This window comes from bacterium, from assembly GCA_030704665.1.
Classification (GTDB): Bacteria; Patescibacteriota; Microgenomatia; order Woykebacterales; family RBG-16-39-9b; genus JAUYID01.
Window position 1 is genome coordinate 160,800 of the sequence record JAUYID010000009.1, and the last position, 17,476, is coordinate 178,275.

Here is a 17,476-nt window from a genome sequence, read left to right on the forward strand (position 1 = left end):
AGTTCTTAGTAAACTAATATAGAGCACTGTTAGAAACGAAAGTCAATAAAAGGGTTAGCAAACCCCTTTTCTCGACTGCTAAACATTCATTTTAAGCTTGACAATTAGCATAATTGCGAAGCGCAAAGCGCTTGACTTTACCTTTTTCAAATGATATATTTCGCCCAATGAGATTAACTTTCTCATTCGAGGGTTTTTTGAGTACTTGAGGATTTCTTGCTGAATTAGAAACTTACTTACCTGCGATTATTCCTCTTTGTGCTCTGAATCCCCTAATGAATTGACTTAACTGAATAAATTTGTTTTCTGTTTTAGCCTCTTGTAAATAACGCTAAAACTCTGTATCATCCGCCGGTTGGCTTTGACCGACCTTGTCTTACCAACCTGTGGCTTAGTTTGCACTCTGTATATTAAGGATCGTTTTGTTTTGGGCCGTTAGCTCAGCGGTAGAGCACTACATTTGCAATGTAGGGGTCGTGGGTTCAAATCCCTCACGGTCCACCAGGTATTAGATTTCAGGTCTAAGATTTAAGACTTAAGATATCTTACATCTGACATCTCATATCTTTTGATCTGAGATGGCACTTTAAAAACTAGAAAGAACGTCTTACTTCAGAACTCTTTGCGCAAGCGAAGAAGTCTGAAGTTAGTGAAAAAATCTACTCGAAGCATCAAGTGGATGCCTTGGTCTTTTTGGCCGAAGAAGGACGTAATTGGCTGCGATAAGCTCGGGGCAGGTGCCAATAACCGCTCATCCCGAGATTTCCGAATGGGGCAACCCCTCCTTTTAGGAGACCTCTACGCTGAATACATAGGCTAGAGGAGGTAAGCGCCCGAACTGAAACATCTCAGTAAGGCGAGGAAAAGAAAACGATAATGATTCCGTAAGTAGCGGTGAGCGAAAGCGGAGAAGCCCAAACCTTTTAAGTAATTAAAAGGGGTTGTAGGGCCTTTCTTACTTTAATGTGAAAAGAGTCTAAAAATTTCGACGGTAGCAGAACAAGCCGGAATGCTTGGCCATAGACAGTGATAGCCTGGTAAGCGAAACCTTCGAAACTCTTGAAAGGTTCCTGAGTACCGCGGAGCACGTGGAATTCTGCGGGAATCTACCGGGACCATCCGGTAAGGCTAAATACCAAAAAGGACCGATAGTGAACAAGTACCGTGAGGGAAAGGTGAAAAATACCCCGGTGAGGGGAGTGAAATAGTTTCTGAAACTTGATGCTAGCAAGCAGTCGGAGCCTTGATTTATCAGGGTGACGGCGTGCCTCTTGAAGAATGAGCCTGCGAGTTGTCTGTATCCGCATAGTTTAACCTCGTTAATGAGGGTAGGCGTAGTGAAAGCGAGCCCTAACTGGGCGTTTAGCGGAGGCAGTCAGACCCGAAACCAGGTGAGCTAACCATGTCCAGGGTGAACCAGTTGTAAAAGACTGGGGAGGCCCGCACCCGTATACGTTGCAAAGTGTTGGGATGAGGTGTGGTTAGAGGTGATATGCCAATCGAACCTGGAGATAGCTGGTTCTCCCCGAAATGCATTTAGGTGCAGCGGTAAATTTTAAGTTCTGGGGGTAGAGCGACTGAATGGAATTGTGCGGGGCAACCCGTGCGTTCTAACCAAACTCCGAATACCAGAATGTATAATTTGCCAGTGAGTCTGCGCGGGCTAAGCCGCGTGGTCAAAAGGGAAACAACCCAGATCGCTAGTTAAGGTCCCTAAGTTCAAGCTCAGTGTTAAACGTAGTGTACTTCCTTAGACAGACAGGAGGTTGGCTCAGAGGCAGCCATCCTTTAAAGAGTGCGTAACAGCTCACTGTTAGATTTGGGAAGTATGCGCGAACAATGTAACGGGGCTCAAGCTTGACACCGAAACTACGACTTCGCATTTATGCGAGGGGTAGGGGAGCGTTCTGTATGCCTTGAAGGTGAACTGTAAGGTTTGCTGGAGCGTACAGAAGTGAGAATGCAGGCATGAGTAGCGTAATTCGGGTGAAAACCCCGAACACCGAAAGTCCAAGGTTTCCTGGGCAACGTCAATCGTCCCAGGGTTAGTCGGTCCTAAGTCGAGGCCTCAAGTGGCGTAGGCGATGGACAAGCCGTCTGAAATTCGGCTACAGGATTGTTTCGATCAAGACACAAAGGGTTAACGAGAGTGGAGAATTCTAGCACCGCTACGCAATGGTGTTTAAGCAGTAAGGAAGTGGCAGTTGGCAAATCCGCTGTTATGTTTATTCAAGCTGCGATGAATCTTGTAAAACGAAAGTGGCACAGGATTAGATAAGCTTCAGTCTTCAGGAAAATGCTCGTTGTGGAGAACAATCTTACCGTACCGCAAACCGACACAGGTGGACTGGTCGAGTAGACCAAGGTGAACGAGATAACCATCTTTAAGGAACTCGGCAAAAAAGCTCGATGTATCTTCGGAAGATATCGTCCCTAGCCATGCCGCTAGGGCGCAGCGAAAGACTCTCAAGCGACTGTTTAACAAAAACACAGGGCTATGCAAACCTGAAAAGGGAAGTATATGGCCTGACGCCTGACCAGTGCCGAAAGGTTAAGGAAGCCTCTTCACGGGGGTGACCGAAGCCACGGTAAACGTCCGCAGTAACTATAACTGTGCTAAGGTAGCGAAATTCCTTGTCGGGTAAGTTCCGACCTGCACGAAAGGCTGAACGACTTGAGAACTGTCTTGAAGGTGGACTCGGCGAAATTGAGATGGCTGTGAAGACGCGGCCTAGATATGCCAGGACAAAAAGACCCCGTGGAGCTTTACTACAGTTTGGCCCTGCATTAGGTTTGAAGATGTGTAGCGTAAGAGGGAGCTTCGGCGCCAATGAAACACCTCTCTTCTTCAAATTTGATGCTAAGATTGACCCGTGAAACCGGGCAATTGACAAGGTCTGATGGGTAGTTTGACTGGGGCGGTCGCCCGCTAAAAAGTAACGCAGGCGCCCAAAGGTTAGCTTAGCGCGAATGGAAACCGCGCTAGACGTGCAAAAGCTAAAGCTAGCTTGACTGCGAGACCTACAAGTCGAGCAGGTGCGAAAGCAGGGTTTAGTGATCCTCCGTGTCCCGAATGGAAGGGCCGGAGCTTAACGGATAAAAGCTACCCCGGGGATAACAGGCTTATGGTGTCCAAGAGTTCACATCGACGACACCGTTTGGCACCTCGATGTCGGCTCGTCTTATCCTGGGTGGGTAGTACCACCCAAGGGTTGGGCTGTTCGCCCATTAAAAAGGTACGCGAGCTGGGTTCAGAACGTCGTGAGACAGTTCGGTCTCTATCCGGCATATCCGCATGAGTTTTGAGTGGGGCTACTCCTAGTACGAGAGGACCGGAGTGGAACAGCCTCTAGTGTATCGGTTGTCCAAGCTTGGGCAGTGCCGAGTAGCTACGCTGTGTTCGGATAAGCGCTGAAAGCATCTAAGTGCGAAGCCGGCCACAAGATTAGAACTCAATGGAGCCTCGTGCTCCGAAAGGATCGTGGAAGACTACCACGTTGATAGGCGGTAAGTGTAAGACTGGTAACAGTTTCAGCTAAACCGTACTAATTATCCAATCTGATTTTTTCTCTTTCGTTCTTTCTAGTTTTTAGGGCGCTATTTTTAGCTCTAAGTTTTAGGATCTAAGATTTAAGATATTTTAGGTCTGGAATACTTAAAAATTAAACAAGCGGTTTTAGGTTAGAGTATTAAGATAATTTATATCTTACGACTTAAGTCTTATAACTTTAACCTAAGGCCGTTAGAGCGAGGCGGAACCACCTCTTCCCATTTCGAACAGAGAAGTGAAAAGCCTCAGCGCCGATGATACTGCAGCTACTCAGCTGTGGGAACCTAGGTCACGGCCACTTTACGAAAGAACCCACCGCAAGGTGGGTTTTTTCTTTGAAAAGGGTTAAACTTTATTTATGGACCCTGAAACCGGTGAAGTTCCCAAACAAGCAGCTAGCTTTAATGCGGCGGCGGCAAAGGCAAAGTTCGAAGCGGATTTAAATAAGGAACAAACGAACCACCCGGCCGAAGAACTATCCAAAAAGACGGAAGCGAAAGAAAGCGAGCCACAGGATTTAGAGGATCAATTTTTGTATCACGGTACGAATGCTGCGTTTGAAGACGAATTGCACTCTGGTGCAAGCGACCACAATGTTGGCGGTAGCGCGGTTTATCTAACCCCGAGTCCGGAGCAGGCACATCATTATGCCCATTTTGGCGGCGGTCTTCACAATGAAAATAAAAATGAGCAACATTACAACATCCACAGATACAGACTTAAAAGAGGAACAAGGATTCTTGATTTAGATGAGCCGTTGCCCCCAGAGGAAACGGAGCAAATAATATTGAAGAAATACGCTTCTCCAGCTTTAGCTAGTGAAGAAGCAGCAAGGTATAAGCGACATTATGAAGGGCGTCTCCCTCAGCCCGCAGAGGAGTTCTTAACTGGTCTTATGGATCTTAACAACGGTGACGACCGTCAACTGTTAGAGCAGATGGCTTACAAGGGAATCAAGAGAGCCCATCTTAAAATGAACGGACAGGTTGCTTTGGAAGTAGCAATTTGGGATCCGAGCGTCTTGGTTCCTGCTATCGGAGGCAAAGCAGAACCAAGAACTGACGGTAGGCTAACTCAAGAAGCGAGCGACTATTTGAAGGGTCATGAAAAAGCTAAAAGAACTTTTCATGGTCGTACCTATAGTGATAGTGATTTTTATGAAGATTTGCCAGTATTAAAAAGAATGGCTTGGGAAAGCGGGATTTCTTTAACCGGTGAAGAGACCGGTAGGGAGATAATGGAAACTTTGAAGGCTAGGAATGATGCTGACAAACAGAAGGATGTCTAGACGTTTTTGGGATTGATTTGCTTAGATTCTGCGCCCCTAATCGGGGCTAGAAATTACCCACCGCAAGGTGGGTTTTTTCTTTGTTGAATATCTGTATAATAGTAGCGATCAAAAAAAGCAGCATGACTGCTAATGGAATGGAGAGGGAGATGTCGCAACTTAAGGCTGCAGTGATTTTCGATGGTCAGTCCAATGCCGAGGTGGATCAGATCGAACAAGCCTTGGAATGTCCGGCTGTACGCAGTCGGTTCCGAGAGGCTTCGAGCTTCGGGGTTGATCTGGCAGGGTTGTTTCGCACCGCTCCGCCTGAGGTTCTGAACAGCCCGGCCGCCCATGTCCTCCATTTTGCGGTGGCGGTTGGTCTCTTTGACGAACTTCGTGCCCGTGAAGTGGTTCCCTCAGTTGTCAGTGGTGCGAGTCTTGGGCAGCTGAGTGCTCTGACCGCGGCCGGGGTGCTGAGGTTTGAAAGGGCGCTTGAAATCGTCAAGAGGCGTTCTGCAATCATCGCCTCAGCGACCCGAGATTTCAAAGGCTTGACCATTCAGGTTCGTGGTAGCAACCCTGATTTGCTTGAAAGGGTCACTCCTTTTCTGACCTCTCGGGTCAGCGTGGCTATCATCAACAGCAGCACGAGCCTGAACCTGACCGGCCCGAAGGAAGAAGTTGAAGAAGTGGAGACTGCTCTCAAGCAGTTAGCTGGCGTCAAGGTCTTCCGCCTTCCCTTTGCGGTCATCTCTCACTCACCTTTGCTCAAGGCGTATGAGAGTGGGATGACTCTCATTCTGGCGATTCGCAATCGAGATGCGGAGAATGCAGTTTTCCATTCAGTTCAGATCCCAGTGATCTCAGATCTGGACGGTGATCTCTTCTCACGTTTCGGGGGTCCCTTCAGGAAGATCCTCAAGAAGCAGCTTTCGAGCACCATCAATTGGCCGGCGGTGGTGCAGCGTCTTCGAAGTTTCGAGCCGACTTACGTTGTCAATGTCGGCCTGAACCCCTATCTCTGGCGCGACACAGCCAAAGAGTGGCCTGAGATCAGTGTTCTCAAGGTCTCAGACATGGCTAGCGTTGAGGCTGTCGTCAGGGCGTTGCGGAGTTAAGGAGGGATTGGACCCGCTTTGAGTTTTGACTCGGGCGGGTCCTTCCTAGACTGTCTAAGACTAATATTAAATTGTTCGACCCACGGGAGTGGGTTTTTTCTTTGCTCTGAAAGAGGTAAACTTTATTTATGGACTCAGAGACTGGTGGAATTCCCAAAGAAGCAATTGATTTTGATGCCGCTAAGGCTCAAGCCAATTTCCTTGCCAGAGGAGAAACAAACTCAATACAACCCGGATCGTGGGCCTTTCGTCGGAAAGAAGAAAAGGAAGAGAGAGAACGAGTGGAGGGGAGACGACCTCTTGCCGAAAATTTGGTCGAAAAGTATTTCCCCGAAAGCTCGACCCCCGAGAAAGAAAAATACAACCTTAGGAATTTGGTTAGCACTTTAGCCTTTCACGAAATTCCCGAAGATCAACTTGAAGATTTTTTAACTATTCTGTTTGATGGAGCCAAGCAACTTGAAATTCCAGGCAAATCACTTCTTGATACTACTGCTCAGCTGGCTACCATTCCTGAATCAGTTGATAAGGCTAGAATCTATGCAGATTTTGCGAGGACGTGGAGGGAAAAGTTCCTCCAAGAAGGAGACGACACTCAAAAGTACAATCGAAGAGCTGCGTTTTTGGAGTTGACGCGCGATTTATCAGGAAGGAATAGAAGTCCTAGACCACCGGAGATTTCGGCTCAGTCTGCGCAACAAATTTTTGATAATGCAGTTGAGCTGTACAAGGAAGTCTACTCTTTGCCCGAGCAAACCATGGGTTCCCGGGAGCTTGTTAGTAGATCTATGAATGCTGCAAAAGAAACCAATGATCCAGAGCAAATTTTGTTTGCCGCCCAAGTTTTGAAGGACTCGCAGGGTATTGAGAATAAAGAAATTCGCGATAGCTACCTGGCAAATGTTGGTAGGTACGCAAGGCAACACCCTTTGAGCGTATCTAAGCTAAAAGGTATTGAAGAGAAACTTTTACCGGCTATGCTTAATAACGACCCACAGGTAGGAGTACTTTTAAGGGGCGGAAATATTTGGGGTATGGAAAGAGGTGATTTTGGGGTTGGAGACCTTTTGGTCCATTGCTACGCTTCCGAGATAAGTCCCGCCAATCTGAACGAGTTAATGCTAACAGCTCGACAGGTACCTGCAACAACTGTTTCACGGTTAGAGCAGAATCGAAAAGATGCCTTGATCATGGCAGGACCCTTTGGAGCCTTGAGAGATTTTATTCACGATCAGAGGCCAGGAGTTCATGAGGTTTTGGCATCTATGGTTGAGTATTATGATACTGGAAAAGCGGAGAATCTTCAGAAGTTAATCGGACAGACAGAGGGTTATTTAGCTGATCCAAGGAGACAAGACGCAATTTTGGATAGGTCTCGTTATGATCAGCTCGCTACTGAGGCTTCGCGTAATGACGACGCGGAGCCAATACCGGTGATCGACTATCTTCGTAGACTTGAGAAGAACACTCGTCCGGTTGATGAGACACCACCGGCAACTGCGGATCAAGAGCTAAACCAAAAACTAAAAAACGTTTTTGAGACTAAAGGCACAGAAAAAGGTAGGGAAGGCTTAGGTGAGGTGATGGAGAATATTAATCAGAAACTTTTAAGTCAGATGCAGAACCATGAGATTGGAATAGATCCAAGTATGGTTGAGGCAATTTCTTGGGCAGAGCAGCAGGGTTTTCAGGTTCTACAAAAACTAAACTATGAAGGCCAACTTGGAGCCTACAGGCAAGAATGGTTCCATTCTCTACTTAGGTTTCAAGAACTTACTTCTTCGGCTAGGGATTTTGATGAAGTAGAGTTTAATAGTTTCATTGAAAGAGTGAAAAACGCACCAACTGAGCAAGAGGCTTATCGAATGATTTCGCAAAGGACTTTATTAAACATAGGTGGGTTGGCAGATAAGTACAAACAACAAGGTAGAGAAAGTTGGTCGGGAGCACTTTGGTCAGGTAATATTAATCATGAACTCACAACTTTGGTTGATTTGCGACCAGCAAGTACTGCTTTGGGGCGTAGAGATAGGGAAGAAAAGTTAAATCCTGAAAAACGTTTGCCTGGGGACTAAGCTGCTTTTTCGGCCAGTTTGGAGGTGGTTTCGTAGGCAGCTTTGAGGACTTCTTCGATTCTTTCTTCGCGAAGAACGAATTTTTTCATTTCCGCGATTTCGGCAGTAGTTTTGGTGGCTTGATTCCAGGGGCTCACGTCAGCAAGGGAATCAGGATCATTATCACCAACCAAATCAGCCAAAGATTTAAGCTCCGGTTTTTCGTATTTGTAGCTGATCGTTCCGATTGAAGTTTCGAAGCTTTCCCCAAAGGTTTTTTTGTCTTCGGCATGAAGATATTTGTAGAGTCTTGAGGCGGCCTCCCCTTTGACAGAGATCAAACTGTTTCCAGGAACCAAACCAACCAAACCAGCTTCTTCAACTGCTTTGATTTGTTGCTCGTGAGATTCTTTAAGAAATTCAGGTGTGTCAATGGGAGGTTCCTTCAAAAAAATGGCGTTGCTAGAACCATCTTTAGTTGGGATACTTCCGGTGAATTGGCCTTGGTAAATTTTGTCTAGTTTGGCAAGTTCTTCAGCTAATTTTTTCCCGTAGTCGCCAGAACTGTCACTACTAGGTACTGGGTTGGGGGTCTCTGGTTGAGGGGGGTTTGCAGCTACCGCTGTCTCGGTGGGTGGGTTTTGATTCTCTGCCTCTTTTTGATCAGTTAAAAAAGCTGGTTTGGGAAAAACCGGTGTTGGTTGGTCTTGGTTTTGAGCAGTATCCATAATTTAGTTTAATTTTGGGCAACGCTTAATAAAAATTTCTTTCCGAAAATTGCCTCGCAGATATAATAAGATGGGCCTTTTCTTTTGTCAACAGGAAATAAGCAAGCCCTTAGCTGTTTTGCGCTTCGTTAGTGTCTTCTTCTCGGTAATTTTTTTCAATCATTTCTTCAATAATCTGACGAGCCTTTAAAGCTTCTTTTCTCGTTAAACGAGTGATGATCATTGGTTCTTCAGTGCGAAGTTTTGGTACCACATGGATATGACCAAAGATCGGACCACAGTCGGCTTCGACTTGAGCAATATCGTGAAAATGCATGTCGCGCAAGCTATTCATTTGTGGACCCAGTCGGGTGACTAAAGTTATTTTATTTTTGTAAACAATCAATTCATCAGGGAAGAGCTGGAAAGGGAAAACTGCCCTCACTTTAAAGACTAAATTTGCATCCTTTGGATCAATTTTCTTCTCTGTTTTAGAAGCAAATTCGGCTAGAGCCTTTTCTTCTAAGGCCTTGGCTTCTTCTGGGGTTAAGGATTCAAACTTTGCCATTCCTAAAATCCTTTTAGCACAAAGAGAGAAAAATTGCTAATGACCTTTCTTATAAAAGCGAGAACGTACTTCACCGACCAAATAAAGAGAGCCAGTTACGACCAGAAGCGAAGAAGTTTCCCGAGCCCGATTTTTGGCCGACAAGAAAGCTTTGGTCAGATTCTCTTCTTTGATACATAAGTCATCTTTGTATATCAAACTACAAATATATGCAGCAGATATTGCTGGGTTTTTGGCCATATCAGTGTTGGCGGTAAACTGACTGGCGAAGATCTTTTCTGCCTTTGGTTCAACAATTTTCAGCATTTCGTTTACATTCTTACCCTTTTTAAAGCTAAGTAAAAAGATCAGTTTTTGTTTTGGAAAAAGTTTTTCGAGTGCGTCAATTAAACTGCTCATTTTCATCGGATTGTGCGCTCCATCGAGTATGGTGGTCGGTTTGGCCGCGACAATTTCTAGACGCCCAGGAACAGCTAAACTTTTTAGGGTATTTTCAACTTTTGCCCAATCAAGTTTAATGACTCCTTGTTTTTCCAAAAGCAAAAGAGCGGCTAGAGCTAAGGAACCGTTTTTAAGTTGAAAACCACCCAGGGGAGCAATTTTTAAGTCAGGATAAAAGTTTTTCCCAAAGACAAAGTCAAACTTGGAGCCTGTCAAAGAAATAGATTTACTTACAAAGCGAAAATCTTTTCCTAGCAAAAAAAGAGGAGAAGAAGTTTTTTGAGCTCTAGCAACGACAATTTTCTGAACTGAGGTTTGGGTGGCACCACTGACGACCGGAATCTTAGGCTTGAAAATTCCAACCTTGTCGCGGGCAATTTTTTCAACCGTACGACCCAGAATTTCAGTGTGATCCAGACCAACGTTGGTTAAAATCGAGAGCAGGGGGATGATGACATTGGTTGCGTCCAGTTTCCCTCCCAGACCAACTTCGACAAGCGCAAAGTTGACCTTTTGTTTATGAAAATAATCAAAAGCGAGAGCAACAAGAGCTTCAAAATAAGTCGGCGCCCCCAAGCCCTTTTTAGCGACTTTATCAATATGCTCGAGAAGAAAGTTGACCTCTTCAACAAAATCCTGATCGGGAATATTGGCTCGATTGATCTGAACTCGTTCAGTGATTTTTTCCAAATGTGGAGAAAGAAAAAGGCCAACTTTTTCACCCTGTCCTTGCAACAAACTAGCCAAGATCATTGCCGTCGAGCCTTTGCCAGCTGTTCCACCCACATGGATTAACTTTAAATTCTTCTCTGGGTTGCCCAAAGCCTTTAGTAAAAGCTTGATGCGCTCAAGTTTGAGAGCTTCTTCGGATTTAAAGTTGGCGGGTATTAAATTTTCCAAATAGTCTTGCGCTTGTCGAAAGGTAGAAATTTTCATTTCCTCTCGCTTTTAACAAAAAGAGGTTTTCTTGTCAAAACCTTGCTAGTTGCAATTCGATCTCAAATACGTTAGGCTAGGAGCACAAAATTTCAAAAAAGGAGCTTAAAAGCTGTATGTCAAAAGTAGTTGTAGATAAAATTAGTTCAAAAATGGCTGATCTCCTGGCCAAAGAGGAGTACAGTCCCAAGGTCATTAACCGGGGACAGGTAGTTGAAGGTTTGGTAGTTGCCAAATATCCCGAGCAGATACTGGTTGATGTTGGGGCCAAAGCAGAAGGAATTATCAGCAGTCGAGAAATTGAATCTGAAGGAGCTAATATAGAGGACATGAAAGTTGGTGACAAGATCTTGGTTTATGTAGTTTCAGCGGAAGGGGAAAACGGTCAAGCCATTCTTTCTTTGAAGAAAACTGGCGGAGAACGACGCTGGATCACAGCCACCAAAAAAATGGAAACCGGTGAAACCGCCTCAGTTAAAGTTCTTGAATCCAATCGTGGTGGTGTCATCGTTGATTTTGATGGTGTGCGTGGTTTTATTCCTTCCTCACACTTAGTCACCCCTAGTTCCGAAGTGATGGGACGGACTCTTGAGGTCAAAGTCATCGAAGTCGACAAAAAACTCAACCGCCTCGTTTTTTCCGAGAAAGAAGCTCACCCAGAGAGAGCCCTACCCAAGGTTGAACTGCCTTTCAAGGAAGGGGACAAATTGGATGGAGAAGTAACCAAGATGCTACCATTTGGATTCTTGGTCAGCTTACCTTCCGGGGTTGAAGGCTTGGTTCATATCAGTGAGGTCTCCTGGGAAAGAGTTGGAAATCTAGCTGAGATGTACAAGGTTGGAGAAAAAGTAAAAGTAAAAGTAGTCAGTATTGACCCCAGCAGTGGTAAAGTTAACCTTTCAATTAAACAACTTTTACCCGATCCTTGGCAGGAAGCCGAAAGCAAATATCCAATCGGAAAAGAGTTGGATGCCGAAATTTCGCGGACCAGTTCCTACGGAGCTTTTGTTCAGCTAGAGTCTGGAATTGAAGGTTTGATTCACTCCTCCAAGATTCCTTATGGAACCAAACTTGAAGCTGGGTCCAAAGTCCATATTAGTGTAGATATTTTTGATGCCAAAACTCGCCGAGTTGCCTTGCGTCTTGTCACCAAAGAAAAAGACAAAGACTTGCCGGCTCTCAAGGCAGGAGACAAACCTAAAAAGACCAAGAAAGGTTAGGTCATGAGCAAAAGACTGACAGAAAAATTTACGGATCGAGCCAAGAGATCTCTGGCGGTGGCTGCGCGTGAAGCCAAGCAACTAGGCTCAAGCTTGGTTGATACGGAACACATCTTACTGGGTGTTCTTCAAGATGAGACTAGCGTTGCTTTCAAAGTTCTAGCAAGTTTTCAAATCGATGCTATCAAAGTCAAAGAAGCAGTTGTCGCTTCAACAGATCCCAGAGACAAAAGTAATGAAGGTGAGGAGGGTTTTTCCGAAGCAGCTCAGGAATCAATCGCCGCCGCAGCTCTCCAAGCTTATCTTTGGGGTAGTGCCTTTGTCGGAACAGAACACATTCTTTGCGGACTAGCCAAGACCCCTTCTGGGTTGGCTTGTCACATTTTGCGCAGTTGGGGAGTTACCTACGAATCCTTGAAAAACCGAGTTGAAAGCTATTCACCTTATCAAAATCCGACAACCACTCCGAAAGAACCAAACACACCTCTTTTGAATACTTACAGCCGCGATCTGACTGTGTCCGCACGAGAGAAAAAGCTTGATCCAGTTATCGGTCGGGAAATTGAGATCCAAAGGCTGATCCAAGTTCTTTCGCGGCGTACTAAAAACAACCCGGTTCTTTTGGGAGATGCCGGTGTCGGTAAAACCGCCATTGTCGAGGGTTTGGCGCAAAGAATTGTTGACCGAGAAGTCCCCTCCCGCTTCTTCAATACCAGACTAATTAACCTTGATTTAAACGCTTTGGTGGCCGGTACTCGCTTCCGAGGCGATTTCGAAGAACGTTTGCTCGGAATCATGGACGAAATAAAAGAAGCGAGCAATATCATTCTTTTTATTGATGAGATCCAAACTATTGTTGGGGCTGGGGGTGCGGGGGGAGCTTTGGACGCAGCCAATATTCTCAAACCAGCTCTGGCCCGAGGCGAAATGCGCTGTATTGGGGCAACTACAATTGAAGAGTACGCCCACTTTATCGAGGATGATGCTGCTCTTGAACGGCGCTTCCAACCTATTCTTGTTGGTGAGCCCGATGGTGCGACCACAATAAAAATTCTGGAAGGATTGAAGTCACGTTATGAAAACTTTCACGGAGTCAAAATAAAAAAAGAAGCGATTGAACTTTCGGTAAAACTAGCCGCGCGTTACCTCACCGAAAGACACTTGCCGGATAGTGCGATTGATATTCTCGATGAAGCAGCCAGCAAAAAGTCAGTCTCTTTAAACACCTTTAGCAAGGACATCCTAAAAATTGAGGAGTCTTTGCAAAATCTGCGTGATGACAAAGAGGAACTAGTTAAAGTTGAGGAGTATGAAGAAGCCATGGAGTTGCGCGAACGAGAAAAAAGACTTTCAACCAAACTCAATATTATTGTCTCCAAAGATCCAGAACCAAAAAACTCAACTTTTGTTACAGCCGAAGACGTAGCCAGTGTGGTTTCGATGATTACGGGGGTGCCGGTGGAGGAACTAACTAGCAACGAAGCAGAGAGGCTGCTCAATCTAGAAAAAGAATTGGGTAGGAAAGTAGTTGGTCAAGACGAAGTCTTGAAAGATTTGGCTTCAGTGTTGCGTCGCAGCCGCGTCGGTTTGCGTGACCCACGCCGGCCGATCGGTTCTTTTATCTTTCTCGGTACAAGTGGGGTGGGAAAAACCTTGGTGGCCCGAACTCTAGCCGAAGTAATTTTTGAGGACCCAGAGAGCCTAATTAGATTGGATATGAGTGAGTTTTCAGAAAGACACACGGTTTCTCGTTTGGTGGGGGCACCACCGGGCTACGTTGGTTTTGAGGAAGGCGGGGAGCTGACGGACAGATTAAAAAGACGACCTTACTCAGTCATCTTACTCGACGAGGTTGAAAAGGCGCACCCAGAAGTTTTCAATATCCTCTTGCAAGTTCTCGAAGATGGTCAGCTCATGGATGGTAAGGGGCGAGTCATCAATTTCCGCAACGCGATCATCATCATGACAAGCAACGTGGGTTCTCATCTCATTCGCCGTGAAGGAGATATTGGTTTTGTCCACATCAACCCAAGTGAAAAAAGAGCAATCGACGCAACACATAAAGACCTGTCCCAAAAACTAACTGGAGAATTGCGAAAAATGTTTAAAGTTGAGTTTTTGAATCGAGTCGATTCAATACTAGTTTTCAAACCTTTACACAAAGATTCAGTCAAAAAAATCGCCAAACTCCTTTTGGATGAAGTCAAGATCCGTCTCAAAGACTATCGAATTAAACTTGATGTCCAGAACAAAGTTTACGATTTTTTGGTCAAAAAAGGTTTTTCTACTGAGTTTGGAGCTCGTGAACTACGACGCCTTATCCAGGAGGAGATCGAAGATCCGCTCTCCGAAGGGATTCTTTCCGGTACCTTTAGCCAGGGGCAGAAACTTTCTGTCAAAGTTGACCAAGACAAGATCGTTCTCAAGTGAGCCTTGCCAAACCCTCCCCCTCTCTCTACAATGTTTTGACCATGTCCAAAGCCGCGACTATTTATATCTGTCAGCAGTGTGGGTACCAATCACCCTCATATTTAGGGAAGTGCCCGAACTGTGAGAGCTGGGGGTCCTTGGTCGAAACTCTAGTAACTGAGCCTAAAGCCGGTAAAGGTCTAAGCCCAGCTCGGACAAAGCCAGTTAAGCTCGCAGAAGCCTCTCTGAAGCCCCTGAAGAGACTCGAGACTGGTTTGGAAGAGCTTGATCGGGTTTTGGGCGGGGGGATAGTTCCCGGCAGTCTGACCCTGCTTGCGGGCGATCCAGGCATTGGCAAATCTACCCTCTTACTTCAGCTGGCTTCAGAATTTACTTCCCTTTACGTTTCCGGTGAAGAATCAGTCGAGCAGGTCAAGATCCGCTTCAATCGGCTCAAACTCAAGGGTAAATTGATATCAATTTTACCCGAGACGAACCTAGAAAGTATTTTGGCCTCAATTCAAGATGAGAAATACCAAGTTGTGATCGTAGATTCGATTCAAACCCTACTTTCTTCTGAGCTCAACTCAACTCCCGGAAGTATTGCTCAGGTGCGTGAATGCGCCTTTAAACTACAGAGACTTGCCAAGGAACAAAATGTGGCTGTTTTCTTGATTGGGCACGTAACCAAAGAAGGAGCAGTGGCTGGACCAAAGGTTCTTGAGCACCTGGTTGATACAGTCCTTGTGCTTGAAGGTCAACGTGAGTCTGCTTTCCGTTTGCTTATTTCCAGCAAAAATAGGTTCGGTCCGGTTGACGAGATTGGAGTTTTCGAAATGGAGGAAAGCGGAATGAAGCAGGTCAGCAATCCAAGTAAACTTTTTCTCGAGGGTAGGGTTGAGGCTGCAGGTTCAGTTATCTTGCCCGTAGTTGAGGGTAGCCGTGTCTTGCTCACCGAAGTTCAGGCGCTCACCAATTCAACTAGCTTTGGTTTGCCGATTCGCCGCAGCTTTGGTTTGGATCAGAACCGACTGCAACTGCTCGTAGCTACGCTTAACAAGCGGGCTGGGCTCAATTTACAAAATCAGGATGTTTTTATCAATGTTGTCGGTGGTTTGAAGCTAGTTGAACCGGCTGCTGATCTGGCCGTCTGCTTGGCTATTGCTGCGAGCGTGTCCGATAGGGTAATATCAAAGCAAACAGTCTCTTTCGGTGAGGTTGGGCTTATGGGAGAAATACGCACCGTTCCCAACCTAAAGAAAAGAGTAGCTGAAGCTAAAAAGCTTGGTTTCAGCAAATTTATCACGCCAGAGACGGCCCGAACTTTGAAAGAGGCGATCGATCTGGCTTTTGAAAAGAAGTTTTTTACTAAATAAGGGCAAAACGAATTTATCCTGTCTTTATCTGAAAATTGCCCGCCCTGAACTAGATTTAATTTAGCGCAGGGTAAGAAAGGAATTATCTTTATGAGTTCAGGCCCCACCCGCCTGGTTATCGGTGGTATTTTCTGTCTAATCGGATTCTTCTTTGTGCGCACTTTTGTTCATTTGAACGAGAGCGGTTTGCAGTTAGCTGCCTACTTCGGTGCGGTAGTTGTCGGGGGAGCAATCGGGGTCTATTTGATCCCGTTTCTTACAAACTTTCTCGCCGTTCTCACCGCCAATATTTCAAAGAGAGTTGCTGCCGAAGTTTCATCTCAGCTTCGTTTACCCTCGATTCCCAGGCAATTCCCACGACGGGAAAAAGAAAATGGCCAAAAATGGATCAACCCAATCTGTGTTGATACCAGTGCTTTGATTGACGGTAGAATTGCAGAAATCGTCGAATCAGGCTTCCTTTTCGGTACGATCGTTGTTCCCAACTTTATTTTGCTTGAGCTACAGCACATTGCTGACTCAGCTGACGATCTCAAGCGAGGTCGGGGAAGAAGAGGTTTGGAGATAATGGAAATGATCAAAAAATCCAGGTATGTGAAAACGGTCGTTTACAGTGCGCCTGGTGAGGGTTTAAAAAATATTGACGAGAGGCTGCTCAAACTTGCCAAAAACCTCCATGCCAAGATCTTGACTACTGATTTTAATCTGAACAAAGTTGCCACTGTCTCAGGGGTCAAGATTTTGAACGTAAATGAGCTTGTCAACGGGATCAAAACCCCTTTCTTGCCTGGTGAAGAGATTGAAGTCAAGGTTGTTTCTGAAGGAAAAGAAAAAGAACAAGGAGTTGCCTACATGCCGGACGGAACGATGATTGTGGTCGAGAGAGGAGCTGGCTACGTAGGTAAGAAAATAAAAGTTGTCGTTTCTCGCGTCTTTCAGACCGTTGCTGGACGCATGATTTTCGTCCAAATCCCCGAACAAGTTACTTCCCACAAATAGACCGCTTTTTTCTCTAGCCACAAATTGCTGTACCAAACTTATAACAGAACCCTTGAGAGGAAAAGCCATTGGGAAGATCCACTAACTATCCACAAAAGGAAAAACAGCTATTTTTGAAGCTAAATTAACTATGGGGTAGAGGAAGAAGAGGACAATCTTTTGCTATAGGGTTGACAAAACTTGACAAAACAACTATAATATGCCAAGATACCTCCAGTGAACGTTAAAGGTAGCTGGTGTATCTAGCTCTTTTAACAAAACAGGAACTGCCTTTTAGGTAGGCCTTGAGAGATTCTCGAACGGGCAGGGCGAGAGTCTTGACCCGCCATCTGGCGGGTGGAATTATCCGAAAAAGCCTAACTGTTTTCTTGACAGGATATTTGAGGGGTAGAAAGTAAAACTCTTCAAAAACGAAGCACCACCATGGCCTGTGGATCAATAGTCGCCGATGGCGGTGCCCCGGGAATACATCTGGACAGCAGGTGTACTCTTTAATGATTATTAAGACAGCAACGAAAACAAAAATCAAGTCTGAAATGATCCTGACAAGAAAAGACGAAGCACAGTTATAACAAATAGTGAGTCCGAGGCATCCTAATTCGAACCTAGAAATGTTTAAGCAGAGGTCCCGGCGTCTGGTTTGGGGTAACACTCTTACTGGGCGCTGAGATCTCTGCTTAAGTTTTGCAGGATCGAAAAAGGGTGTTTTATGACAAGAAATTGACCAAGGCCTTTACAAGGCCTTTTTTTGTGCCTAAAAAAGGTAATTTTGTGCCTAGAGAAAATTTGAAAAATAAACAACTGAGATTTTTATCGCACCTTTAATAA

At 45.4% G+C, this 17,476-nt stretch carries 10 protein-coding genes, 1 tRNA gene and 2 rRNA genes; 10 read left to right on the top strand and 3 right to left on the bottom strand.

From position 1 onward, the window contains the following. The first annotated feature begins 429 nt into the window (after nt 1-429). The 6 genes from Q8P13_01040 (at nt 430) to Q8P13_01065 (ending at nt 8,013) form a co-directional block, all read left to right on the top strand. Nucleotides 430-504: transfer RNA gene (locus Q8P13_01040), tRNA-Ala, on the top strand. A gap of 148 nt (nt 505-652) precedes the next feature. Then, a 23S ribosomal RNA gene (locus tag Q8P13_01045) occupies nt 653-3,570 on the top strand. Between the two features lie 164 nt (nt 3,571-3,734). Next, nucleotides 3,735-3,851: ribosomal RNA gene (gene rrf / locus Q8P13_01050) — 5S ribosomal RNA — on the top strand. A gap of 57 nt (nt 3,852-3,908) precedes the next feature. After that, the gene (locus Q8P13_01055; GenBank protein MDP2671034.1) at nt 3,909-4,838 is read left to right on the top strand and encodes a hypothetical protein; all 930 of its coding nucleotides are present in this window, start codon (nt 3,909-3,911) and stop codon (nt 4,836-4,838) included. A gap of 122 nt (nt 4,839-4,960) precedes the next feature. Next, entirely contained in the window at nt 4,961-5,938 is a 978-nt protein-coding gene (locus Q8P13_01060; protein MDP2671035.1) for an acyltransferase domain-containing protein, read from the top strand. Nucleotides 5,939-6,066: 128 nt separating this feature from the next. Further along, on the top strand, nt 6,067-8,013 hold the full coding sequence (locus tag Q8P13_01065) for a hypothetical protein (GenBank protein ID MDP2671036.1): 1,947 nt from the start codon (nt 6,067-6,069) through the stop codon (nt 8,011-8,013). On the opposite strand, the gene Q8P13_01070 is transcribed toward Q8P13_01065, so the two are convergent. The 3 genes from Q8P13_01070 to Q8P13_01080 form a co-directional block, all read right to left on the bottom strand. Beyond that, nucleotides 8,010-8,720 carry a hypothetical protein gene (locus tag Q8P13_01070; GenBank protein ID MDP2671037.1) on the bottom strand — a complete coding sequence of 237 codons (711 nt, stop codon included), beginning with the start codon at nt 8,718-8,720 and terminating at the stop codon, nt 8,010-8,012. The genes Q8P13_01065 and Q8P13_01070 overlap by 4 nt on opposite strands. Before the next feature lie 109 nt (nt 8,721-8,829). Next, nucleotides 8,830-9,267: a hypothetical protein gene (locus tag Q8P13_01075; protein ID MDP2671038.1), complete on the bottom strand. Its 438-nt coding sequence runs from the start codon at nt 9,265-9,267 to the stop codon at nt 8,830-8,832. A gap of 36 nt (nt 9,268-9,303) precedes the next feature. Further along, entirely contained in the window at nt 9,304-10,644 is a 1,341-nt protein-coding gene (locus Q8P13_01080) for a folylpolyglutamate synthase/dihydrofolate synthase family protein (protein MDP2671039.1), read from the bottom strand. A 116-nt stretch (nt 10,645-10,760) separates the two neighbouring features. Between Q8P13_01080 and Q8P13_01085 the strand changes: the two genes are divergently transcribed. The 4 genes from Q8P13_01085 (at nt 10,761) to Q8P13_01100 (ending at nt 16,648) form a co-directional block, all read left to right on the top strand. Then, on the top strand, nt 10,761-11,864 hold the full coding sequence (locus Q8P13_01085; protein ID MDP2671040.1) for a S1 RNA-binding domain-containing protein: 1,104 nt from the start codon (nt 10,761-10,763) through the stop codon (nt 11,862-11,864). 3 nt (nt 11,865-11,867) lie between these two features. Further along, nucleotides 11,868-14,294, top strand: a complete 2,427-nt coding sequence (locus tag Q8P13_01090; protein ID MDP2671041.1) for an ATP-dependent Clp protease ATP-binding subunit — start codon at nt 11,868-11,870, stop codon at nt 14,292-14,294. Nucleotides 14,295-14,335: 41 nt separating this feature from the next. Continuing rightward, entirely contained in the window at nt 14,336-15,649 is a 1,314-nt protein-coding gene (gene radA, locus Q8P13_01095) for a DNA repair protein RadA (protein MDP2671042.1), read from the top strand. A gap of 90 nt (nt 15,650-15,739) precedes the next feature. Beyond that, entirely contained in the window at nt 15,740-16,648 is a 909-nt protein-coding gene (locus Q8P13_01100; GenBank protein MDP2671043.1) for a hypothetical protein, read from the top strand. Nucleotides 16,649-17,476 lie beyond the last annotated feature (828 nt).

Bases quoted from the DNA above. Each gene is read 5' to 3' on its own strand.
- Q8P13_01055 (MDP2671034.1), top strand. From the start codon at position 3,909: ATGGACCCTGAAACCGGTGAAGTTCCCAAACAAGCAGCTAGCTTTAAT.
- Q8P13_01060 (MDP2671035.1), top strand. From the start codon at position 4,961: ATGACTGCTAATGGAATGGAGAGGGAGATGTCGCAACTTAAGGCTGCA.
- Q8P13_01065 (MDP2671036.1), top strand. From the start codon at position 6,067: ATGGACTCAGAGACTGGTGGAATTCCCAAAGAAGCAATTGATTTTGAT.
- Q8P13_01070 (MDP2671037.1), bottom strand. From the start codon at position 8,720: ATGGATACTGCTCAAAACCAAGACCAACCAACACCGGTTTTTCCCAAA.
- Q8P13_01075 (MDP2671038.1), bottom strand. From the start codon at position 9,267: ATGGCAAAGTTTGAATCCTTAACCCCAGAAGAAGCCAAGGCCTTAGAA.
- Q8P13_01080 (MDP2671039.1), bottom strand. From the start codon at position 10,644: ATGAAAATTTCTACCTTTCGACAAGCGCAAGACTATTTGGAAAATTTA.
- Q8P13_01085 (MDP2671040.1), top strand. From the start codon at position 10,761: ATGTCAAAAGTAGTTGTAGATAAAATTAGTTCAAAAATGGCTGATCTC.
- Q8P13_01090 (MDP2671041.1), top strand. From the start codon at position 11,868: ATGAGCAAAAGACTGACAGAAAAATTTACGGATCGAGCCAAGAGATCT.
- radA (MDP2671042.1), top strand. From the start codon at position 14,336: ATGTCCAAAGCCGCGACTATTTATATCTGTCAGCAGTGTGGGTACCAA.
- Q8P13_01100 (MDP2671043.1), top strand. From the start codon at position 15,740: ATGAGTTCAGGCCCCACCCGCCTGGTTATCGGTGGTATTTTCTGTCTA.